10 protein-coding genes and 1 riboswitch are annotated in these 19798 nt (G+C 64.6%); of the genes, 4 read left to right on the forward strand and 6 right to left on the reverse strand.

Annotation, left to right across the window (positions count from 1 at the left end):
• Nucleotides 1–10 precede the first annotated feature (10 nt).
• Nucleotides 11–1483, reverse strand: a complete 1473-nt coding sequence (locus GYK42_RS00540) for a PLP-dependent aminotransferase family protein (RefSeq protein WP_166445933.1) — start codon at nt 1481–1483, stop codon at nt 11–13.
• A 109-nt stretch (nt 1484–1592) separates the two neighbouring features.
• On the opposite strand from GYK42_RS00540, the gene GYK42_RS00545 reads away from it, so the two are divergent.
• Entirely contained in the window at nt 1593–2249 is a 657-nt protein-coding gene (locus GYK42_RS00545; protein ID WP_166445934.1) for a pyridoxamine 5'-phosphate oxidase family protein, read from the forward strand.
• A gap of 88 nt (nt 2250–2337) precedes the next feature.
• On the forward strand, nt 2338–3165 hold the full coding sequence (locus GYK42_RS00550) for a class I SAM-dependent methyltransferase (RefSeq protein ID WP_166445935.1): 828 nt from the start codon (nt 2338–2340) through the stop codon (nt 3163–3165).
• A gap of 59 nt (nt 3166–3224) precedes the next feature.
• On the opposite strand, the gene GYK42_RS00555 is transcribed toward GYK42_RS00550, so the two are convergent.
• From GYK42_RS00555 to GYK42_RS00570, 4 genes are all read right to left on the reverse strand, one after another.
• A complete protein-coding gene (locus GYK42_RS00555) occupies nt 3225–3419 on the reverse strand; it encodes a hypothetical protein (RefSeq protein ID WP_046682096.1) in 195 nt (64 codons plus the stop codon).
• Nucleotides 3420–3696: 277 nt separating this feature from the next.
• Complete coding sequence (locus GYK42_RS00560) at nt 3697–5334, reverse strand: serine hydrolase (protein WP_166445936.1); 1638 nt, start codon at nt 5332–5334, stop codon at nt 3697–3699.
• A gap of 22 nt (nt 5335–5356) precedes the next feature.
• Nucleotides 5357–7216 carry a M1 family metallopeptidase gene (locus GYK42_RS00565; protein WP_166445937.1) on the reverse strand — a complete coding sequence of 620 codons (1860 nt, stop codon included), beginning with the start codon at nt 7214–7216 and terminating at the stop codon, nt 5357–5359.
• Nucleotides 7217–7334: 118 nt separating this feature from the next.
• Nucleotides 7335–9728, reverse strand: a complete 2394-nt coding sequence (locus GYK42_RS00570) for a M1 family aminopeptidase (RefSeq protein WP_166445938.1) — start codon at nt 9726–9728, stop codon at nt 7335–7337.
• Between the two features lie 146 nt (nt 9729–9874).
• Nucleotides 9875–10044: riboswitch (yybP-ykoY riboswitch) on the forward strand.
• A gap of 21 nt (nt 10045–10065) precedes the next feature.
• Here GYK42_RS00570 and GYK42_RS00575 point away from each other — a divergent pair.
• Together GYK42_RS00575 and GYK42_RS00580 are read left to right on the forward strand one after the other, a co-directional pair.
• The gene (locus tag GYK42_RS00575) at nt 10066–10641 is read left to right on the forward strand and encodes a TMEM165/GDT1 family protein (protein ID WP_058050181.1); all 576 of its coding nucleotides are present in this window, start codon (nt 10066–10068) and stop codon (nt 10639–10641) included.
• 113 nt (nt 10642–10754) lie between these two features.
• Nucleotides 10755–10973 carry a hypothetical protein gene (locus GYK42_RS00580; protein ID WP_166445939.1) on the forward strand — a complete coding sequence of 73 codons (219 nt, stop codon included), beginning with the start codon at nt 10755–10757 and terminating at the stop codon, nt 10971–10973.
• Here GYK42_RS00580 and GYK42_RS00585 read toward each other — a convergent pair.
• Nucleotides 10970–19510, reverse strand: coding sequence for a GH36-type glycosyl hydrolase domain-containing protein (locus GYK42_RS00585; RefSeq protein WP_205711245.1), 8541 nt, complete (start codon nt 19508–19510; stop codon nt 10970–10972). The two genes, GYK42_RS00580 and GYK42_RS00585, sit on opposite strands and share 4 nt — an antisense overlap.
• Nucleotides 19511–19798 lie beyond the last annotated feature (288 nt).

Here is a 19798-nt window from a genome sequence, read left to right on the forward strand (position 1 = left end):
AGTCGCAATCTCACGCTGGCAGCACTGCACCCAGGCGGCGCGCCAGGCCATCCATATTCTCGGCCGGCACCTGCGCATAACCGAGCAGGAAACCGTTCCAGCCCGGCCCTTCTCCCGTGCCATGCGCGGACAACGCCAGCGCCACGATGCCGTCCTGTGCGGCGCGGCGGCTCAGCGCCAGGTCATCCCATGCCGTATCGTGAAAGCGCAGCGCAAGGTGCATGCCGGCCGTGCCGCCATGGATGGCCGCGCCGCCACACGCATGGCGCTGCAGCGCCTCGCTCAAGGCATCGCGCCGCTGGCGGTACAGGCGGCGCATGCGGCGCACATGGCGCGCAAACAGGCCGCTGCGCAGGAACTCGGCCAGCGCCAGCTGTTCGGCCACGCGGCCACGCGCGGCGCCCTGCGCCTGCATCTGCGCGAAGGCCCCGGCCAGCGCGGCCGGCACGACGATAAAGGCCAGGCGCAAGGCGGGGAACATGGTCTTGCTGAAGGTGCCCAGGTACACGATGGGCGCGTCCGCCACCAGACCCTGCATGGCCGCCAGCGGCGGGCCGCCATGGCGAAACTCGCTGTCGTAATCGTCTTCAATGATCAGGGCGCCGGCCGTGCGCGCGCGTTCGAGCAGCGCCATGCGGCGCGCGGGACTAAGCACGCTGCCCGTCGGATACTGGTGCGACGGCGTCGTGTAGATCAGCCGAGGCGGCGTAGCGCGCCAGTCGTCATCCGTCGGCGCGATGCCATCCATGTCGACGGCGATGCCCGTCACCTGCAAGCCGGCGCCACGGCCCGCCGCCAGCGCGCCGCCATAGCCGGGATGCTCGATCCACAAGGTATCGCCCTGGTCGGCAAAGGCGCGCAGGCAGACATCGAGACTGCTCTGCGTGCCGTCCGTGATGAACACCTGGCTCGCATCGCAAACGACGCCGCGCGCTGCGCGCAGATGGTCGGCAATGGCCATGCGCAGCTGCGGCTCGCCGGCAGGGTCGCCGTAATTGAGCTGGCGCGGCGTCAGCGCGCGCCACGCGCGGTCCAGCATGCGGCGCCACTGCGCCAGAGGAAATTCGTCAAGCGCCGGCACGCCAGGCGCGAACGCGCCCATGGCGTCGGCGGGAAACACCACCGCCGCGCTGGCATCCTGTCCCGACACGCCACGCAAATACCGGGCGCGGCGCGACAAGCCATCCTGGCCTGCGCCCACTGGCGGTGCGGTCGGCACGCCAACGCTGCCGGCGACGACGGTGCCGCGCCGGTCCGGCAAGACAAACCCTTCGCTGGCCAATTGCTCGTAGGCGTACAGCACGGTATTGCGCGCCAGCCCCAGTTCGGCCGCCAGCACGCGCGTGGCGGCCAGGCGCGTGCCGGGCGCCAGCTGGCCGCTGCGGATCGCCGCGCGTAGGCATTCATGCAACAGGCGCTGGCGCGGCCAGCCCCGCTCGCGGTGCGTGCGCTCGAATGCGTTCAGCAGCAAAGCGAAATCCATGCGCTCCCCTCCATCGTGGCTCTATATTATTTCTCACTTCTGGATCTTTTTTCAGAGCCAGATGCCGATTATAGTGCGGCCTGCTTCTTCAACCAACGGGATTTCCGCCATGACCGCTACCACCCTGCCTCCCAGCCCCCGTACCCGCGTGCGCCGCGTCGCCGAACTGGCCAGCTACGAGCAAGCCACCTTGCACGCCATCCTTGATGCCGCCTACCTGTGCCATATTGCCTTCCACGACGACAAGGGCAGCCATTGCATCCCGACCGCCTGCTGGCGCATCGATGGCCACCTGTACATCCATGGTTCGAACGGCAGCCGCATGCTCAAGGTCTTGCAAGATAACGACGTGTGCGTGACGGTCACCCATCTCGACGGCCTGGTACTGGCGCGCTCCGCCTTCAACCACACGATGAACTACCGTTCGGCGATGGTGTACGGGCAGTTTGAAAAAGTGAGCGACATCGGCCAGCAGCATGCGGCCATGGACGCGCTGATGGAAAAGCTGGCGCCGGGACGCCTGGCGCAGGTGCGCGGAGGCAACGCCAAGGAATACGCGGCCACCACCGTGCTGCGCATCGCGCTCGACGAATACGCCGTCAAGCAGCGCAAGGGCGGTCCGCTCGACGATGCGGACGACATGGCGCATGCCGTCTGGACGGGCGAACTGCCGTTCACGCACGGCCGTGGCGCGGCCATCGCCGATGCGCTCAACACCTGCGACATGCCCGCGTATGCCGCCGCATGGGGTACGGAATCCGCTTGACCGACCAGCGTGCTTGGCCGATGATCGGCGTTGATGGCGATCGCCACCAATTGACCAACCGATCCAATCACGCATGGAGCAAATGATGATGAAGCGAGTATCCCTGGCCGCGGCCCTGACGGTCATGCTGGCCTGTGGCGGCAGCGGCGCGGCACTGGCCGCCGATACGGGCGACGCGGCCCTGAAGGCGGCCATCGCCGGCAGCGCGCGCACGCCGGCCAACGCGCTGCGCGACGGCGCACGCCACCCGTATGAAACGCTGACGTTCTTCGGCATCAAGCCAAACATGACGGTGGTGGAACTGGCGCCCGGCGGCGGCTGGTACACGGAGATCCTGGCACCCTACCTGCGCGACAACGGCAAGCTGATCGCGGCCGGCAACGACCCGCAATCCGCCAACGAAGGCGCGCGCCGTGGCGCGGCGCGCTTCCAGCAAAAACTCGACGCCAATCCAGCCGCCTTCGGCAAGGTGGACATCGGTGCCTTCGCGCCACCCACCACCTACCGCATCGCGCCCAAGGGCACGGCCGACATGGTGCTCACCTTCCGCAATATCCACAACTGGATACCGATCGGCGAAGCAGGCATGCAGACCCTGTTCAAGGAAGTGTATGACAGCCTGAAACCGGGCGGCGTGTTCGGCGTCGTCGAGCACCGCCTGCCGGCGAGCAAGGCGCAGGATGCCACGGCCAGCAGCGGCTACATGCACGAAGCGTACGTGATCAAGCTGGCCGAAGGAGCGGGTTTCAAACTGGCGGCCAAATCGGAGATCAACGCCAATCCGAAAGACACGGCGGACCACCAGGGGGGCGTCTGGGCGCTGCCGCCCACCTACGCCAACAAGGATGTGGACCGGGCCAAGTACACGGCCATCGGCGAGAGCGACCGCATGACCTTGAAGTTCGTCAAGCCATAAAAAGCAAACGGCGGCGTGCCACTCCGGCGCGCCGCCCGATCCCGGATTCGAGTGCCGCCTTACAGGTGGATGCCGTAGACGCCGCACAGGCGCTTGACCAGGGTGCAGGCGTTGGCATCGCCGTCCGTCACGCAGGCCGTGTAGGCTTCCTCGCAAGTTTCACGCGTTGGCAAGGCAAACGCGGAAGAACTGATGGCGCCGGCAAAACCGACGGCGGCGCAAAAGACAAATACGGCTTTTTTCACATTGATCATTTTTATCCCATTCCCCAAAGTTGAGTCGTTCTAAAAACCACTGGAAGACAAAGACGTCAGCCGCCAGCAAGCGCCTGTCGACAGGCGAATTTCATGGCGCACGGAAATAGTAGCACCTTGTGAAATTAGTAAATAAGCAAACAGGGAAACAAGATAACGTTTCTTTTTCACCCCATTTCATGGAATAAAAACCGGCGCGCCGCCCTCCTGCCGCGCATTTGCATGGCAACGGGCGAAAAAAAACCGCAGCACAGGCTGCGGTTTTGGTATCGACCCTTTATTTCTTCGCTTCCTTCGGTTTCACCGGCACCAGGCTCAGGTCCTGGAAGTCGTAGCTGAAATCCGTCTCGGCCGACACAGGTGCCATCTTTACCCGGTCGATGCTGCCATCGGGATTGAGCGAGAACGTCACGTAGGCGTCCGCGTTGAAGTTGCGCTCTTTCCAGCGCACGATGAAGGTGTCGTGCTGCCAGTGTTCCAGCTCGCCCGTCAGGTCCGGCGTGCGCGTGAAGCTGAGGATATGCTTTTTCCCCTCGGGCTTGATCACGACCTTGCCGTACCAGGCATCCTCATACTCGCCGTCGTACGATGCCAGCGGCAACGATGGCTGCGATCTGGCCGCCCGCGCGCTCGACGCCTTGCCCTGCTTTTTCACTTCTTCCGCATGCTGGTCCTGTTCCACCTTGGCCACCAGCGCCAGCCAGTCCGATGGCGCCGCCTGCAGGTAATGGTCGAGGATGCGCCATTGCAGCGCCGTCATCGAACCGCCATTTTCCGCATTGGTAAGGATGGCCACGCCCAGCTTTGCTTCCGGCACCATCACCACGCGCGAATAAAATCCCTGCAGCGCACCGCCGTGCATGGCCACCTTCATGCCCTTGTAGTCGCGCAGCTGGAAGCCCAGGCCATACGCGCTGAAGTTCGGTTTCGTCGCGGCCAATGCCGGTTTCGGCTCGGGGATCTTGATCGGCGTTTGCGCCGTCCACATTTCGCGGCCCTGCTTTTCGCTGAACAGGCGCGCGTCCTTGCCATCCTTGTCCTTCGCGCCGGCGATCTTGCCGCCGTCGAGCAGCACCATCATCCACTTGGCGATATCTTCCGCATTCGTGTTGATGCCGACGGCGCCCACGGCGTTCGGCACGGGCATCGATTTGACGGCGGCGATCTTGCCGTCGATCTTGCTGTGCGCATTGGCGACGTCGGGATTGCCCGCGTTCTCCGCCAGACTGGTGGTGGTGCCCGTCATGCCCAGCGGCGCCAGGATGCGTTCTTGCATGGCCTCGCCCCAGCTTTTCCCTGCCTTGTCGGCGATGATCTTGCCGGCCACGATGTACAGCAGGTTATCGTAGGCATAGCTGTTGCGAAAACTCGTGGCCGGACGGATGTAGCGCAGCTTCTCGATGATCTCGTCGGTGCTGAAGGTCGTCGTCGGCCACCACAGCAAATCGCCCGCGCCCAGGCCCAGGCCGCTGCGGTGCGTCAGCAAATCGCGGATGGTCATGGCGCCCGTCACGTAGGAATCGTGCATCTGGAAGCCGGGCAAATGCTTGGTGACGGGATCGTCCCAGGCCAGCTTGCCCTCGTCGACCAGCATGGCCAGCGCGGCGGCCGTGAAGCCTTTCGAGTTCGATGCCACTTCGAACACGGTCTTCGCGTCGACGGCGGCCGGCTCGCCCAGCTTGCGCACGCCGAAACCCCTGGCGGTGATGACTTTACCGTCCTTGACGATGGCGATCGCCATGCCGGGCACGTCGAACACTTTCAGGGCGGTGGCGACGTCGCGCTCAAGGTCGAAGGCCGGCGCGGGCACCGGTGCAGCGGCGACAACGGGGGCGGCGTCAAAGGCCAGCGCCGGTACGGCGATGCCGGAAAACGCCAGCACGATGGCGGCGGCGAGGCGGTTCATGGTATGCATGGTGAGGATGTCCAAAGGAAGTTCAATGCGCTTGCGCGGCCATCAATTTATCGACGCTTTCCTGCGTCACCGGGTGGTAGCGTTCGCGCGCCTTCGCATACACGTCCTTGGCCCAGGCATGGCCTTGCGGCGTTTTCATCAGGGCGCTGTACAGGGGCACGACGAACTTCTGGCGGCCCACGCTCATGAGAAATGCCTGCAGCGGCTGGCGCACGTCATAGCCGGCGTTCACGGCGGCCAGGTAGAAGCGGTAGGCGACTTCATTGTTGCCGCTCCTGCCCACGCCGTAGGCCTGGTCCAGCTCACGCAATTGCGCCGCGCTGGCCTTGTTGTTGATGTCGTTCAGGAAGTGCATCGACTCGATGGCGATCCACTTGTCCATGCCCAGGTCTTTCGTCGGCAATGTGCCTTTCAACCAGGCGTCGCGGTGCTGGTCGAGCAGCGCCAGGCGCGGCGAGACGACGCGCTGCGCGCTGGCCGGCACGCCCGTGCCATACAGCCATTCATCGAGTTCCGCTTCGGGCATCACGTCCGGATGCTGCGCCAGCAGGTTCTTGCGCAGGTAGGCGACGAACTGCTCCGTCGTCACGCTCTGGAACGCGTGCTGGTCGAACCAGCCGCGCAGGAAGGGATCGAACACGGCGCGGCCGGCGCGGCGTTCCATCGTGGCCAGGAACCAGGCGCCTTTCGGATAGATGATGCCGTCGTCCGTGTACGTTTCGGCCGGATTGGCATCCGCGTCGCGCGTGATCAGCGCCGTTTTCGCGGCCGGCAGTTCGCGGATCGAGGCGGCCAGTTCTTCCTGGTCGACCTGCACGCCCATCTGCGCCACGTCGCTGCCATACAGCTGCTCGACGATGCGCGTCGTGACGTAGGTGGTGAAGCCTTCATTGAGCCACATGTGCTTCCACGACGCGTTGGTGACCAGGTTGCCCGACCACGAGTGGGCCAGTTCATGCGCGATCAGGTCGACCAGGCTGCGGTCGCCAGCGATCATGGTCGGCGTGAGGAAGGTCAGGCGCGGGTTTTCCATGCCGCCGTAGGGGAACGATGGCGGCAGCACGATCATGTCGTAGCGACCCCAGCCATACGGGCCGTACAGCGCTTCGGCTGCCTGGATCATCTTTTCCGTGTCGGCCAGCTCGTATTCGGCTGCCTTGATGCGCGGCGGTTCCGCATACACGGCGGAACGGGGACCGAGTTTGCGTACTTCCAGCTCGCCGATGGCAATGGCCAGCAGGTACGATGGAATCGGCTGCGGCATCCTGAATTTCCAGCCGCCCTTGCCCGTCGCCTTTTCGTCATTCTCGGCGCTCATCACGACGCGCATGCCCGCTGGCGCATCGATGCGCGCGCTATACGTAAAACGCACGGCCGGCGTATCCTGCGATGGCACCCACGAGCGGGCGTTGATGCTTTGCGACTGGCTGAACATGAAAGGCAGCTTGCCCGACATGGTTTGCTGCGGCGTGAGCCACTGCAGCGCGATGGCGTTCGGCGCCGTGTGATAGTAGACGCGCACCTTGCCCGGCTGGCCCGTGGTGGTGATGCGCAGCGCCTGGCCCTTTTCCGGGTCGGCCTTGTCCAGCTGGTACGGCGCCATCTGCCAGGCGCCGCGCTTGTCCTGTACCTGCACTTTCGCGATCGACAAGTCGCGCGTGTCGAGCACCAGGGTGCGCGCCGCCGGATCGATCCAGTTCAAGGACAGCTCGGCATAGCCGGACAGGGTCTTTTGCTTGAAGTCCGCTTTCAGGTCCAGCTGCAGGTCGCGCGTGCGCACCTGGTCGTAGCGCGCGTAGCTGAGAGGGTCGGCGTGCGCGGCCAGGGTTACCTGGCAAAGTAGCGCACAGCCCAGCGCGCGCAGGAAGGTCAAAGTTTGCATGGTCGTCTTTTGAATGATTTGCGAAAGCCCCGGTCCGTGTGCGCCGGGGCGTCGCGCAGAATAGCACTTCCGGCGCGGGCCGGCAGAAAAAAGCGCCGGACTGGCCGGCGCTGTTTCCCTATTTCGTCTCGGCCTTGGCTTCCGGCTTTGCCTCGGGCGCCTTCAGCGGCGTATTAAAATCCTTCATCAGGTTGTTCTTGTCGCGGTCCTGCTTGAACAGCTCCAGGCGCGATGGCGTGATTCTTCTCGGCCAGGCGTTGTTGCTCGTGTCGATGTCGGCCGTTTCCCAGTACGGGTCCTGCACCAGGCTCACCATCGGTTCATCCGTGACGATCACCTTGCTGATCTTGTGCGGCGCATAGCGCCACACTTCGGCCGGTACGCGCTCGATGATTTTCTTGCCGCTTTTCAGTTCGATTTCCAGGATCAAAGGCATCACCAGGCCGCCGAGATTCGAAAAATCGACCAGGTACAGATGCTTCCCCATGTTGCGCTGTTCCAGCAGCTTTCTCTCCCACGGCTCCAGCGTTTCCTGCTCTTCCGCATAGCTGTTGCGGTCCTTGTTGGTGACCGTGAATTCATCATGCTGGTTGTAGAAATCCTTCAGTGCGGGATCGATGTCGACCTTCTTTGGCAGCGCCTTGTTGCGCTGGTCCGAGATCGAGATGGGCTGCGAGTCTTTCTGCGCCTTCTTCCACGCTTTCTCGACTTCCGGATTCTTCGTGCTCACGCCATATTCGCTGATGCCGTCGATGCTGATGTCGACCGCGTCGGTGGTATAGAACCAGCCGCGCCAGAACCAGTCCAGGTCCGTGCCGGACGCATCTTCCATGGTGCGGAAAAAATCGGCCGGCGTCGGGCGCTTGAACTTCCAGCGCAGCGCGTACTGCTTGAAGGCGAAGTCGAACAGTTCACGCCCGAGGATGGTTTCGCGCAGGATGTTGAGGGCCGTGGCCGGCTTGTCGTAGGCGTTCGCCGTAAACTGCAGCAAGGACTCGGAATTGGTCATGATGGGCACCTGGTTCTGGCTGCGCATGTAGTCGACGATCTTGCGCGGCTCGCCATTCCAGGACGGGAAATGCGCTTCCCACGCCTGCTCGGCCAGGTACTGCAGAAAGGAATTCAAACCTTCGTCCATCCACGTCCACTGGCGCTCGTCCGAGTTGACGATCATGGGAAAATAATTGTGACCCACTTCGTGGATGATCACGCCAATCAGGTCATATTTGGTCGTCTTCGAATACGTGCGCTCTCCCGTCTTCTTGTCCTTCACGGGGCGCCCGCCATTGAACGCAATCATCGGATACTCCATGCCGCCCACGGCGCCATTGACGGAGACCGCATTCGGATACGGATAGTCGAAACTGTATTTGTTGTACTGCTCGATCGCGTGCACGACGGCGCGCGTGCTGTACTGCTGCCACAGCGGATTGCCCTCGTTCGGATAATACGACATGGCCATCACGCGCTTGCCGCCGCTGTCCAGGCCCTGCGCGTCCCAGATGAACTTGCGGCTCGAGGCCCACGCCACGTCGCGCACATTGGCCGCCTTGAAGTGCCAGGTTTTCATGCCCGCCGCCCTGCCTTTTTCCGCCGCCAGCGCTTCCTGCGGCGTGATCACCAGCAGCGGCGTAGTGCTGTTTTTTGCCTTCGCCAGGCGCTCGCGCTGCGCCGCGCTCAGGACAGCCGCAGGATTTTGCAGTTCGCCCGTGGCGGCCACCACGTGATCGGACGGCACCGTCAGATACAGCTCGTAGTCGCCAAACTCCAGCGTGAATTCGCCGGAGCCGAGGAATTGCTTGTGCTGCCAGCCGACGGCGTCGTAATACGCGGCCATGCGCGGGAACCACTGTGCGATCTGGAAGATCGTGTTCTTGTCCTCTTCAAAATACTCGTAGCCGGAGCGCTCGACGAGCACCTTCTGGTCATTGATCCGATACGACCAGTCGATGTTGAACGCGATGCTCTGGCCGGGCGCCAGCGCTACCGGCAAATCGATGCGCAGCATGGTCTGGTTGACAACATACGGCAGCGGCTTGCCGTTGGCCGCTTTCACGGCGGTGAGCTTGAAGCCGCCGTCAAATTCGCGGCCCGCATGGATGGCGCGCAAGTCCTCGAATTTCAGCGCTTCATCTTCGCTACCACTGAGCCAGGCCTGGCGCGATGGGGCACTCAATACGCGGCGCTGGTCGGCGTCCTGGCGCAAGCCGTTCTGGTCCAGCTGCAGCCACAGATACGCGAGGCTGTCGGGCGAGCGGTTGTGATAGGTGATCTGCTCGCTGGCCGTGACGGCCCGCCGTTCCTCATCGAGCGTGGCGCGGATCACGTAATCGGCGCGCTGCTGCCAGTAGGCGTGGCCCGGTGCGCCGGAGGCCGTACGGTAGCTGTTCGGCGTGGGCAGCAGCTCTTCCAGCTGGCGGAACTTGTCGTCGAAGGGCGCGGCGGCGCACAGGCCGGACAAGGGAGCAAACAAGGTCAAACACAAGGCAAGCAAGCGGACAAGGACCGGCATGGCGCATTCCATCTGGTAGTCGTGGACAGAACTGCATTCTAAGTCGAGTCTGTTTGCAAACCGGTCATTGTTGTCGAAGTCCCACACACCAGGCAGTGCCGCGCCCCGGCGCTACTGGCGCCGGGGCGGGCATTGGCGTATGATGCGCCTCGAACATTGGGGAGTAGTCGTCCCGCGGTCCTACCGCGGGAACCTGTATCAACATGATTGGCCCGCAGGCCATGGTGCAGGTGGTTGCAAAACTTGACGAGACCATTGATCCAGGGCGGCCGCATGGGCCGGAGTCGCCCGTGGATCATTGGTTAATTCGTCCGGCCCGCGTACCTCTTGCAATCTCATGGAAGCATTCCTCATCTCCACCGGCATCGTCGGTCTCGCTGAAATCGGCGACAAAACCCAACTCCTGGCCTTTCTGCTGGCCGCCAAATTCCGCAAGCCGCTACCCATCGTGCTGGCCATTTTCGTCGCCACCATCGCCAATCACGCGTTCGCCGCCGCCGTCGGCGCCTGGATCACCAGCATGCTGGGGCCCGACGTGCTGCGCTGGGTACTGGGCGTGTCGTTCCTGGCCATGGCCGCCTGGACGCTTATCCCCGACAAGCTCGATGAAGACGAGACGAAGCTGGCCAAGTACGGCGTCTTCCTGACCACCCTGATCGCTTTCTTCATGGCGGAAATGGGCGACAAGACGCAGGTGGCGACCGTGGCGCTGGCGGCGCGTTATCACGATATCGTTTCCGTCGTGCTGGGCACCACCTTCGGCATGATGCTGGCCAACGTGCCGGCCGTCTACCTGGGCGACAGGATCGCCAACCGCGTGTCGCTGCGCCTCGTGCATGGCATCGCGGCGCTGGTCTTTGCCGTGCTGGGCGTGGCCACCCTGCTGGGTGCGGGCGCCGCCTTGGGGTTCTGATGCAGCTTTAGATAATTTCTCATTTACAATATTCATGTCTATAATTACAATGTCGTCGACATGAACACTGGCGCGGTGCCACTTGGTGCCCGCCGCGCTTTCTTGAGGAATGTATGCAGTTAAATAGAAAAGTGGCGGCGCTGTGCCTGGCCGCTTGCGCCAGCCAGGCCGCCTCCGCCACGCCGGCAGCCTTGAACGACCACAAGGCGGCAACGCCGTCCGCGCCCGAAGTGCGCACGCGCGACCTGCTGCTGTTCGGCGCCGGCCTGATCCTGCTGGCAGGCCGGCGCCGTCCCGAACACGATACGTGGCAAGTACGGGGGCAAGACTAGAGCAGCAACAGCACCGCATACTCGCGGCCCTCGTCGCGCAGGGCGATGCTGTTGCCGCCCTGCGCGACGCCATCGAGCGACAATCCCGCAGGCCGCCCCTGCGCCTGCTCCACCGTGATGGCATAGCTGCTGGCGCCGAAGCGGTAATGCAGCTTGAAGCTGCGCCACTCGGCCGGCATCGTCGGCGCCATGCGCAGCACATTCGCTTCGCGCGTCAATCCCAGCAGGGATTCGACGATCAGGCGGTACAGCCAGCCCGACGATCCCGTGTACCAGCTCCAGCCGCCGCGCCCCACATGCGGCGCCACGGCATACACGTCGGCCGTCACCACGTACGGTTCCACCTTGTAGCGCGCCACCGCCTGCGCGTCAGCACCATGGCGCACGGGACTGATCATGCGCAGCAATTCCCACGCCTTTTCGCCGTCGCCCATGCGGGCAAACGCCATCGCCGTCCAGATGGCAGCATGGGTATACTGGCCGCCGTTCTCGCGCACGCCCGGCACATAGCCGCGGATATAGCCGGGATTGAGGTCGGCCTTGTCGAACGGCGGATCGAGCAGTTGGATCACGCCCGAATCGCGGCGCACCAGGCGCGCATCGACCTGGCGCATGGCGCCGGCGACCCGCTCCTTGTTGGCGGCGCCCGACAGCACGCCCCAGCTTTGCGAAATCGAATCGATCTGGCATTCCTCGTTCGTGTGCGAACCCAATGGCGTGCCGTCATCGAAATACGCGCGCCGGTACCACTCGCCATCCCACGCATGCTCCTCGACGTTGGCGGCCAGTTTCACGGCTTCGTCGCGGCAGAACTGGGCGAACGCGGCGTCGCCGCGCAGCATGGCCACTTCGGCAAAGCGCTGCAGCACTTCATACAGGAAGAAGGCCAGCCACACGCTCTCGCCCTTGCCATGTTCGCCCACCTTGTCCATGCCGTCGTTCCAGTCGCAGGACCCCATCAGCGGCAAGCCGTGCACGCCGAGGCGCAGGCCATGGCGGATGGCGCGCACGCAGTGTTCGTACAGGTCGGCCGATTCGCCCGAGCGCACGGGCAAGTCGTAATACGAATCCTCTTCCGGCTTGACGGCGCGCCCCTCGATGAAGGGCGCCACTTCCGACAGCACGTTGACGTCGCCGGTGGCGATCACATAGCGGCAGGCGGCCAGCGGCAGCCACAGGTAATCGTCGGAGCAGTGCGTGCGCACGCCCCGGTCCGACGGCGGATGCCACCAGTGCTGCACGTCGCCCTCGACAAACTGGTGCGCCGCGCACAGCAGCAAGTGCTTGCGCAGCAGCTGCGGCGCCGTGTGTATCATGGCCATCGCATCTTGCAGCTGGTCGCGGAAGCCGTAGGCGCCGCCAGACTGGTAATAGCCGCTACGCGCCCACAAGCGGCAGGCAATGGTCTGGTACATCAGCCAGCCGTTGGCGATCACGTCGAGCGACGGGTCGGGCGTTTCGATGCGCACGGCGCCCAGGGTGCTTTCCCAGTGCGCGCGCACCGCGTCGAGCGCACTGCGGGCCGCTTCCTTGCCCGCATGGCGCTGCACCATGGTGCTGGCGTCGGCATTGCGGCGCCCGCCCACGCCGAGGATGAAGACGATTTCGCGCTCCTGTCCCGGCTGCAGTTCGAACGGCACCTGGATGGCGGCACACTGGTCCAGTCCCGTGCCCGCCTTGCCGGACAGGCGCACGCGGCGCAGCGCCGCCGGCTGCGCCAGGCTGCCGTTGCGGCCGATGAATTCATTGCGGTCGCAGGTGATGGAGCGGATGCTGGCGTCCGTATTGAAAAAGCCAACGCGGCCCGAGAACTCCGTGTTGTAGTTGTTGCGCGCAAACAGGGCACCGCTGATCGTGTCGACCTCGGTGGCCACGTGCATGCCGGACTTGGCGCGCAGGTCGGCCATCACCCATTCCACATAGCCGGTAACGGACAGGCGGCGCGGCACGCCGCTGTCGTTGCGCACCTTGATCACCGAATACTTGACGGCCGCATCGAGCGCCACATAGGTGCACAATTCCGTGGCGATGCCCCCTTCGCTGTGTTCAAAAATGCTGTAGCCGAAACCGTGGCGCGTCAGGTAGTCGCCGCTGCCGCGAGCGGGTAAAGACGAGGGCGACCAGAACTGGCCCGTCTGCTCGTCGCGCACATAAAACGCTTCGCCGGACAGGTCGGACACGGGGTCGTTCTGCCATGGCGTGAGGCGGAATTCATGCGCATTCTCGCTCCACGTGTACGCCTGCCCCGCTTCCGACACCACCGTACCGAATTGCGCATTGGCCAGCACGTTCGACCACGGCGCCGGCGTCTGCTTGCCTTCTGCCGTGGTGATCACGTATTCGCGGCCGTCGGGTGTGAAACCACCGAGGCCATTTTCCAGGATCAGCTCGCGCTTGGGCGCCCGGTGCGGCACGCCGCCCTGTTCGCGGGCCGGGTCCTGCAGCAGCGGCGGCATGCGCAGCACGGGGCTCGGCGGGCGCTTGACCTGCTCGGCCAGGGTGCCGCGCAAGTCGCTGATGATGGCGCGCGCCACCGATTGCAGCAAGATGCGGTCTTCGTTGGCGATCTGCTCGGCCAGGCGTACGAAGATGCCGCCCGGGCGGTCGATCGCCTGCGCATCGATGCCCGAGGCGATCAAGCCCATGATCTGGTCGTGCAGCAGCTGGCGATAGCCCGACTGCTCCTCGTACCAGATCACCAGGTCGACGATCAATCCTTTCAAGCGCCAGTAGGCATGCGCCTGCACCATCTGGCGCGCCAGCTCGATATTGGCCGCGTCGCGTATCTGCAGCAGCACGATGGGCAGGTCGCCGGAAATGGCATACGCCCACAGGCCGGACTGGCCGCGCTGGTTCTTGATCAGGATGCTGGCTTCGGCGCGCAGGGCCGCATTCGGATAGATCACGGCGTTGGCCAGGCGCGCATACAGCTGCGCGTCCGCTTCGCCGGCGTTCAACTGGCGCAGCACCACCTGGCTGTGTGTCCAGGCCAGTTCGAACACGCGGTCGGCCAGATGGCGGTCCTGGTATTTGTCGATCAGGTGCAAGGCCGCATCGCGCTGTTCGGCCATGCCGGTGACGCTGTCGACCGTTACAGCCTGGTCGGGTTCGAGCGTGATGACGTAGCGGATGGCCACGATGGGATCGAGCACGGAACCGTGGCCGCCACCGAGCGGGCCACTTTCCTGCAGCGCCTGCGGCAGCTGCGCCGTATTGCCGCGGCCGATGAAGCGCGCGCGGTCCGTCTCGAACGATACTTCATAGCGTTCGATATCGTGCACGGTCATCACATGCAGCAGCCATGGCATCTGCTCCTCCTTCGAGCGGGGCCGGCGCGTGCACAGGATCGCCTTTTCATGCGCGAGGATTTCCGCCTGCACGAACAGCTTGCTGAACGCGGGATGGGCAGCATCGGCCGCCGCCGGCGCCATCACCACTTCGGCAAAGCTGGTGATCTCGATGCGCCGCTGGCGGTTCGAATTATTGCTGATGCGCGTACGCCGGATTTCGATGTCGTCCTCGGGCGAAACGACGATTTCCGTGTACAGGTCGAGGCCATGGTCGGCGCGGCGGAATTCCGCGCGACCCTCGGAGAAAATCACTTCGTATTTCTTCGGTTCGGCCAAGGTTGGCTGGTACATGGTGGACCAGACTTCGCCATCATCGAGGTCGCGCAGATAGCAGAAATTGCCCCAGTTATCGCGCGTGCTGTCTTCGCGCCAGCGCGTCACGGACAGGTCTTTCCAGCGGCTGTAGCTGCCGCCCGCATTGCTCACCATGACGTGGTAGCGGCCATTCGACAGCAGCTGCGTTTCAGGCACGGCGCTGTTGGCTTGCGTGAGGATGCGCATCGGCATGGCCTGCTCGGGCGCGCCGCTGCGCAGCACCGCCAGTTCGGCCGTGTTCGAGTAAAACGCGCCTGCCTGCGGCGTGCGTTCCTGCAGCACCAGCAAGGCCGATTGCAGCAGCGGATCGGACTCGAAACGGCGCTGCATCGGGCGGTCGTGCAGCAGGTAGCTGAGGGCCAGAAAACCCATGCCCTGGTGGTGCACCATGAAGGAGCGGATGATGGCGCTACCCTGCCCGCGCGGCAGGCGCGCCGTGGTGAAATCGATCGCTTCAAAAAAGCCGTAGCGGCCCATGTAGCCGGCCGCCTGCATGCGCTGCAGGTTCTGGCACGACGCTTCCGGCTGCACCATCAGGCCCATCATGCTGGCGTAAGGCGCCACCACCAGGTCGTCGGCCAGGCCCCGCTTCAGGCCCAGCCCCGGCACGCCAAAGGCGCGGTACTGATAGTTCAAACTGGCGTCGACCGTGTTGTAGCCGGATTCGGAAATCCCCCACGGCACATCGCGCTGGCGCCCGTAATCGATCTGCGCTTCGATGACGGAGTGGTAGGTCTGGTCAAGCAAGGTGTTCGGGTAGTTCGGCATCACCAGGAGCGGCATCAGGTACTCGAACATCGAGCCGCTCCACGACAGCAGCACGGGCTGGCCGGCCACCATGCACAGCTGGCGGCCCAGGGCGAACCAGTGCTCCTGCGGCAGCTGGCCCTGGGCGATGGCGATGAAGCTGGCCAAGCGCACTTCGGAAGCCAATAAGTCGTAGTAGCTGGGGTCCAGCCGCCGTTCGCTGACGTTGTAGCCGATGGCCAGCAGTTTCGTCGACGGGTTGTACAGGAAGCCGTATTCGATCTGCGCGAAGTCGCGCGCCTGGCCCGCCGCGTGCGCGATGTCGCGCATGTAGCGGCCCGCCTGTTCGCCGCCCTGCGTCAGCAAGGCGGCCAGCTCGGAAGGCGTACCTTGCGGCGCTTCCAGATTGGCCAGTTCGCGCAGGGTCGGCACGCGCATCAGCGCCGCATCGACGCCCGCCTGCGCCGCCCACGGCGCCAGTTGCAGCAATTCAGCCAGCGCCGCGCGGCATTGGCGCGCCAGCGCACCCGCCCACATGGACAGCTCGCCATCCTCGCTTTGCAGGGTCAGCGACAGCAGCGCATCGGCCGCGCCATTCGCGGCGGAGAGATAGGCATGCCATTCGGCCAGGCTGACAGGCGTCGCAGGGGCTTGCAGCAAGTGCATGCTGTCACGCATGGTCTTTCCCTCGCCTTCGGCGGCGATGAACTCCTGCAGCACCTGCGCCGTCGTGCGAATGCCCTGCACCACCTGCGCGCCGATGATCGGGGCGTCGTACAGCTCCACCAGTCCCGGCTGCAAGGTCAGCAGATGGCCGGCCAGGTTGCCGCTGTCGACCGTCGAGATGTACATCGGCTGCAGAGCCTTCAGGGTCTGCGTGTCGTACCAGTTATAGAAGTGGCCCTGGAAGCGTTCCAGCTCGCCCATGCTGTGCAAGGTGGCGCGGCTGCGTTCGATCAGCTGGCCCATGGTGATGTAGCCGAAATCGTAGGCCGTCAGGTTGGCCAGCAGCGCCAGGCCGATATTCGTCGGCGAGGTGCGGTGCGCCACCACCAGGTTCGGGTGCTCCTGCATGTTATCGGGCGGCAGCCAGTGGTCGTCCGGCCCGACGAAAGTGTCGAAATACGCCCAGGTCTTGCGCGCCACGCCATGCAAAAAACGTCCCTGCTCGGCCGACAAACGCGCCACGGCCCGCTCGATCGGACGGCTGATCCACCAGGCGATGGCGGGTGCGGCCAGCCACAGCAGCAGCACCACGGCGGCGGCGGGCAAGGCTTCCGGGCGCCAGTAGAGCAAGGCGCCCAAGGTGGCCAGCGACAGCGCGGGCGAGCACCACATGGCGCGCCAGCTGTCGGCCTGGCTACCGGAAGAGCTGTGCAGGTTCGAAGCGCGCCAGTCGAGCAAGTGCTTGTGCGACACGCCCAGGCGCCACAGGGTGCGGGCGATGGCGTCCAGGCTGATCCACGCTTCGTACGGCAGGAAGACGAGGGTCAGCATGGCGTGCGAAAATTGCACGCCGCAGCGCCGCTCGAAGGCGGCCAGGTGCTGGCGCCACAGGGTGTCGCGTGGTTTGCGCAGCAAATCGTACAGTGCTGAAAAGACGGGCGGCAGGAAGATGATGGCCAGCACGGCCGCGCTCCAGAATGCCACGTGCGGCAAGAAGCCCCACACCAGCAGCAGGGATAAAGTGGTCGCGGGCGCGACGACGCTGCGGCGCAGATTGTCGAACAGCTTCCAGCGCGACAGCATCGACAAGGGATTGCGTTCGCGCTTGCCGGCGCGGCCCGGCACCCGGCCCAGCAGCCAGCCGACCAGCTGCCAGTCGCCGCGGATCCAGCGCTGGCGGCGGCTCACGTCGGCGTCGTAGCGGGCCGGATATTCCTCGTACAGCTGCGAGTCGCTCAGGAGCCCCGCGCGCAAATAACAACCTTCCAGCAGATCGTGGCTGAGGATTTTATTGTCGGGCAGGCGCTGGCCCAGCACGCGCTCGAACATGTCGAGGTCATAGATGCCTTTGCCGATGAACGAGCCTTCATAAAACACGTCCTGGTACAGGTCGGAGACGGTGCGCGTGTACGGGTCGATGCCCGGCTCGCCGCCGCACAGCAGCTCGTAGCGCGACGCGTTCGCGCTGGGCAGCGCCACGGCCACGCGCGGCTGCAGGATGCCGTAGCCGGCCACCACGCGCGTGCCGGCCGCGTCCAGCACGGGGCGGTTCAGCGGGTGCATCATGGTGGCGATGAATTCGCGCGCCGCGTCGCGCGGCAGCTGCGTATCCGTGTCGAGCGTGATCACGTATTTGATCGTGCGCAGACCGCGCAACTCGCCTTCCACCAGCGAGAATTTGTCGCGCGCGCCGCCGCGCAAGAACGCGTGCAGGTCGGACAATTTGCCGCGCTTGCGCTCCTGTCCCATCCACGCATTCTGCTGCGAATTCCACAGGCGCGGACGGTGCAGCAGCAGGAACGGCCCCACATGGCCCAGCTCCTCGGCGTCGGCCGGGTCGCCGTTGTCCTTGTACTCGACGCCTTCCACGCGGTATTTCTCGTTCAGGGTGCGGATGGTGTCCTGCGCCTGGCGCAGCAGGGCTTCGTCGCCGGGCATCGTTTGCGTTTGCGCGTCGACGAAGTCCGTCAGCAGGCAGAAACGCAGGTTCGGATCACGGTTGGCGAGATAACGCACTTCCAGCGCCTCGCACAGGGCCGCCACGTTTTCCTCGCTGTAGATCAGGGTCGGCACGACGACAATACCGCGCGCGTCCGACGGAATGCCGGCCTGGTAATCCATGCGCGGCAGCGGGTGCGGCGACGTCATCAGGGTCGCCAGCCAGTTCACCACGGCCACGGCCAGCTGGCTGCTGCCCAATAGCGCCAGCGCGCCCAGCGCCGCCAATGGCCAGCCCTGCACGCCATGGCGCACGGCGCGCTCGAGCAGCAAGGCGCTCGTCGCCAGGCTCAGGAAGCAGATGGCGCCCAGGTAGACGGCCAGCGGCGCGGCGCGCGCCGTATGCTGCAGCGCCTCGACGAAGGGCAGCTTCGCGCCGGCCTGCTTTTCCAGCACCAGCACGCCGCGCCCCACCAGGTAAAAGCCGATGTGGCCGCGGCGCGCATCATTGCCGTTGCCGTGCGTGTGCGCCAGCTGCACCACCATCTCGGCCACTTCCACTTCGCTGCGCGCGCTGCGCTTGGCGATGCGTTCGATGGCGTGGCGGTAGCTGTCGCGCGTGGCGAAATCCATCAAGCCATAGGTGCCGGCCGGGTCCAGGCGCAAGGTTTGCTCGACCACGCTCATGGTCTCGACGAATTCCTGCCAATCCATGGTGCCGAGAAAACGCAAGCTGCCGATGCTGTTGGCGATCGACACCTGGTCGGCCGCCTGCTGCCCGATCTCGGACTGGATCTGCTGCTCGATGGTGAGGCCCGACTCGGCCAGCTTGTGCGTCAGCCACGACAGCGCCAGGGTCAGCGAGGAACTCTGTCCCTGCAGGCGGCGCGACAATTCGGCCACAAAAGCGCTGGTCATCGGCGGATTCGAACGGGCCATGTCGGCCACCAGCAGGATCAAGCCGCTGGGATTGCGCTCGGCGATCTCCGTCATCTGGTCAGCCCAGGTATTGGCCAGGTCGCGCTGCATGCGGTCGTCGGCCACGCGCACGGCGACGCGACGCAGGTTTTCGATCAGGGCCAGGCGCAACATGATGGGCACGGCCCACAGTTCACCGAGCGTGAGCGTGGCCACGTCCTGGTAGGCCTCGACGAAATGGCACAGGTTTTCCAGGTCGACCCTGCCATCGCCGTGCGAGATAATTTCCAGCGCAATTTTATAGACGCGCGGGCAGCCGGCATCGGGGCCCGATGTCAATCGCGGCAGCTCCTTGCTGTAGTTCTTCGGCAGGTGGCGCCGCGTGGTGCGGATCTGCTCTTCGATCAGATAAAAATTATCGAGCAGCCATTCCGAGGCGGGCGTGACCTGGCGCCCGCTTTTGACGGTCGCCGTCAACTCGTTGACGGTGGCCGTGATCAGGGCAGCATTGTCGGCCAGGCGCGCCAGCAGGCGGTCGCGGCCGTGATGCTTGCCCACCGCATGGCCGGTAGCCACGTGCTTGCCGTGAGCGGCCATCTGCATGGCGCTGAATAATTCGGAACGCAGGGGCAAGGCATCGTCGCGCGCGGCGTCGAAGGTGTCCGGTGCAAGGGAATGGTCGCGGAAGATTTCTTTAACTTTGGAAATCTGTTCCTTGATCTGCTGCGTGACAACTGCTGTGTACTCTTTCAACTTGGGCCTCGCTAGGTGCGCGCACACAGCCAGCGGCCACCGTCACGCGGGCCCAGTCTGCAAGAACACGATCGGACACTGGCGAAGACGGAAAGCGAAGCGCCGGAGCGTTGCGACGAATCTCAGGGTGTAGGGAGA

Source organism: Janthinobacterium lividum (assembly GCF_011601275.1).
GTDB lineage: Bacteria > Pseudomonadota > Gammaproteobacteria > Burkholderiales > Burkholderiaceae_D > Janthinobacterium > Janthinobacterium lividum_E.

Excerpts from the sequence above, each read along its gene's own strand:
- GYK42_RS00570 (WP_166445938.1), bottom strand. The coding sequence starts at position 9,728 with ATGCCGGTCCTTGTCCGCTTGCTTGCCTTGTGTTTGACCTTGTTTGCT.
- GYK42_RS00550 (WP_166445935.1), top strand. The coding sequence starts at position 2,338 with ATGAAGCGAGTATCCCTGGCCGCGGCCCTGACGGTCATGCTGGCCTGT.
- GYK42_RS00565 (WP_166445937.1), bottom strand. The coding sequence starts at position 7,216 with ATGCAAACTTTGACCTTCCTGCGCGCGCTGGGCTGTGCGCTACTTTGC.
- GYK42_RS00580 (WP_166445939.1), top strand. The coding sequence starts at position 10,755 with ATGCAGTTAAATAGAAAAGTGGCGGCGCTGTGCCTGGCCGCTTGCGCC.
- GYK42_RS00540 (WP_166445933.1), bottom strand. The coding sequence starts at position 1,483 with ATGGATTTCGCTTTGCTGCTGAACGCATTCGAGCGCACGCACCGCGAG.
- GYK42_RS00560 (WP_166445936.1), bottom strand. The coding sequence starts at position 5,334 with ATGCATACCATGAACCGCCTCGCCGCCGCCATCGTGCTGGCGTTTTCC.
- GYK42_RS00575 (WP_058050181.1), top strand. The coding sequence starts at position 10,066 with ATGGAAGCATTCCTCATCTCCACCGGCATCGTCGGTCTCGCTGAAATC.
- GYK42_RS00585 (WP_205711245.1), bottom strand. The coding sequence starts at position 19,510 with ATGCAGATGGCCGCTCACGGCAAGCACGTGGCTACCGGCCATGCGGTG.
- GYK42_RS00555 (WP_046682096.1), bottom strand. The coding sequence starts at position 3,419 with ATGATCAATGTGAAAAAAGCCGTATTTGTCTTTTGCGCCGCCGTCGGT.
- GYK42_RS00545 (WP_166445934.1), top strand. The coding sequence starts at position 1,593 with ATGACCGCTACCACCCTGCCTCCCAGCCCCCGTACCCGCGTGCGCCGC.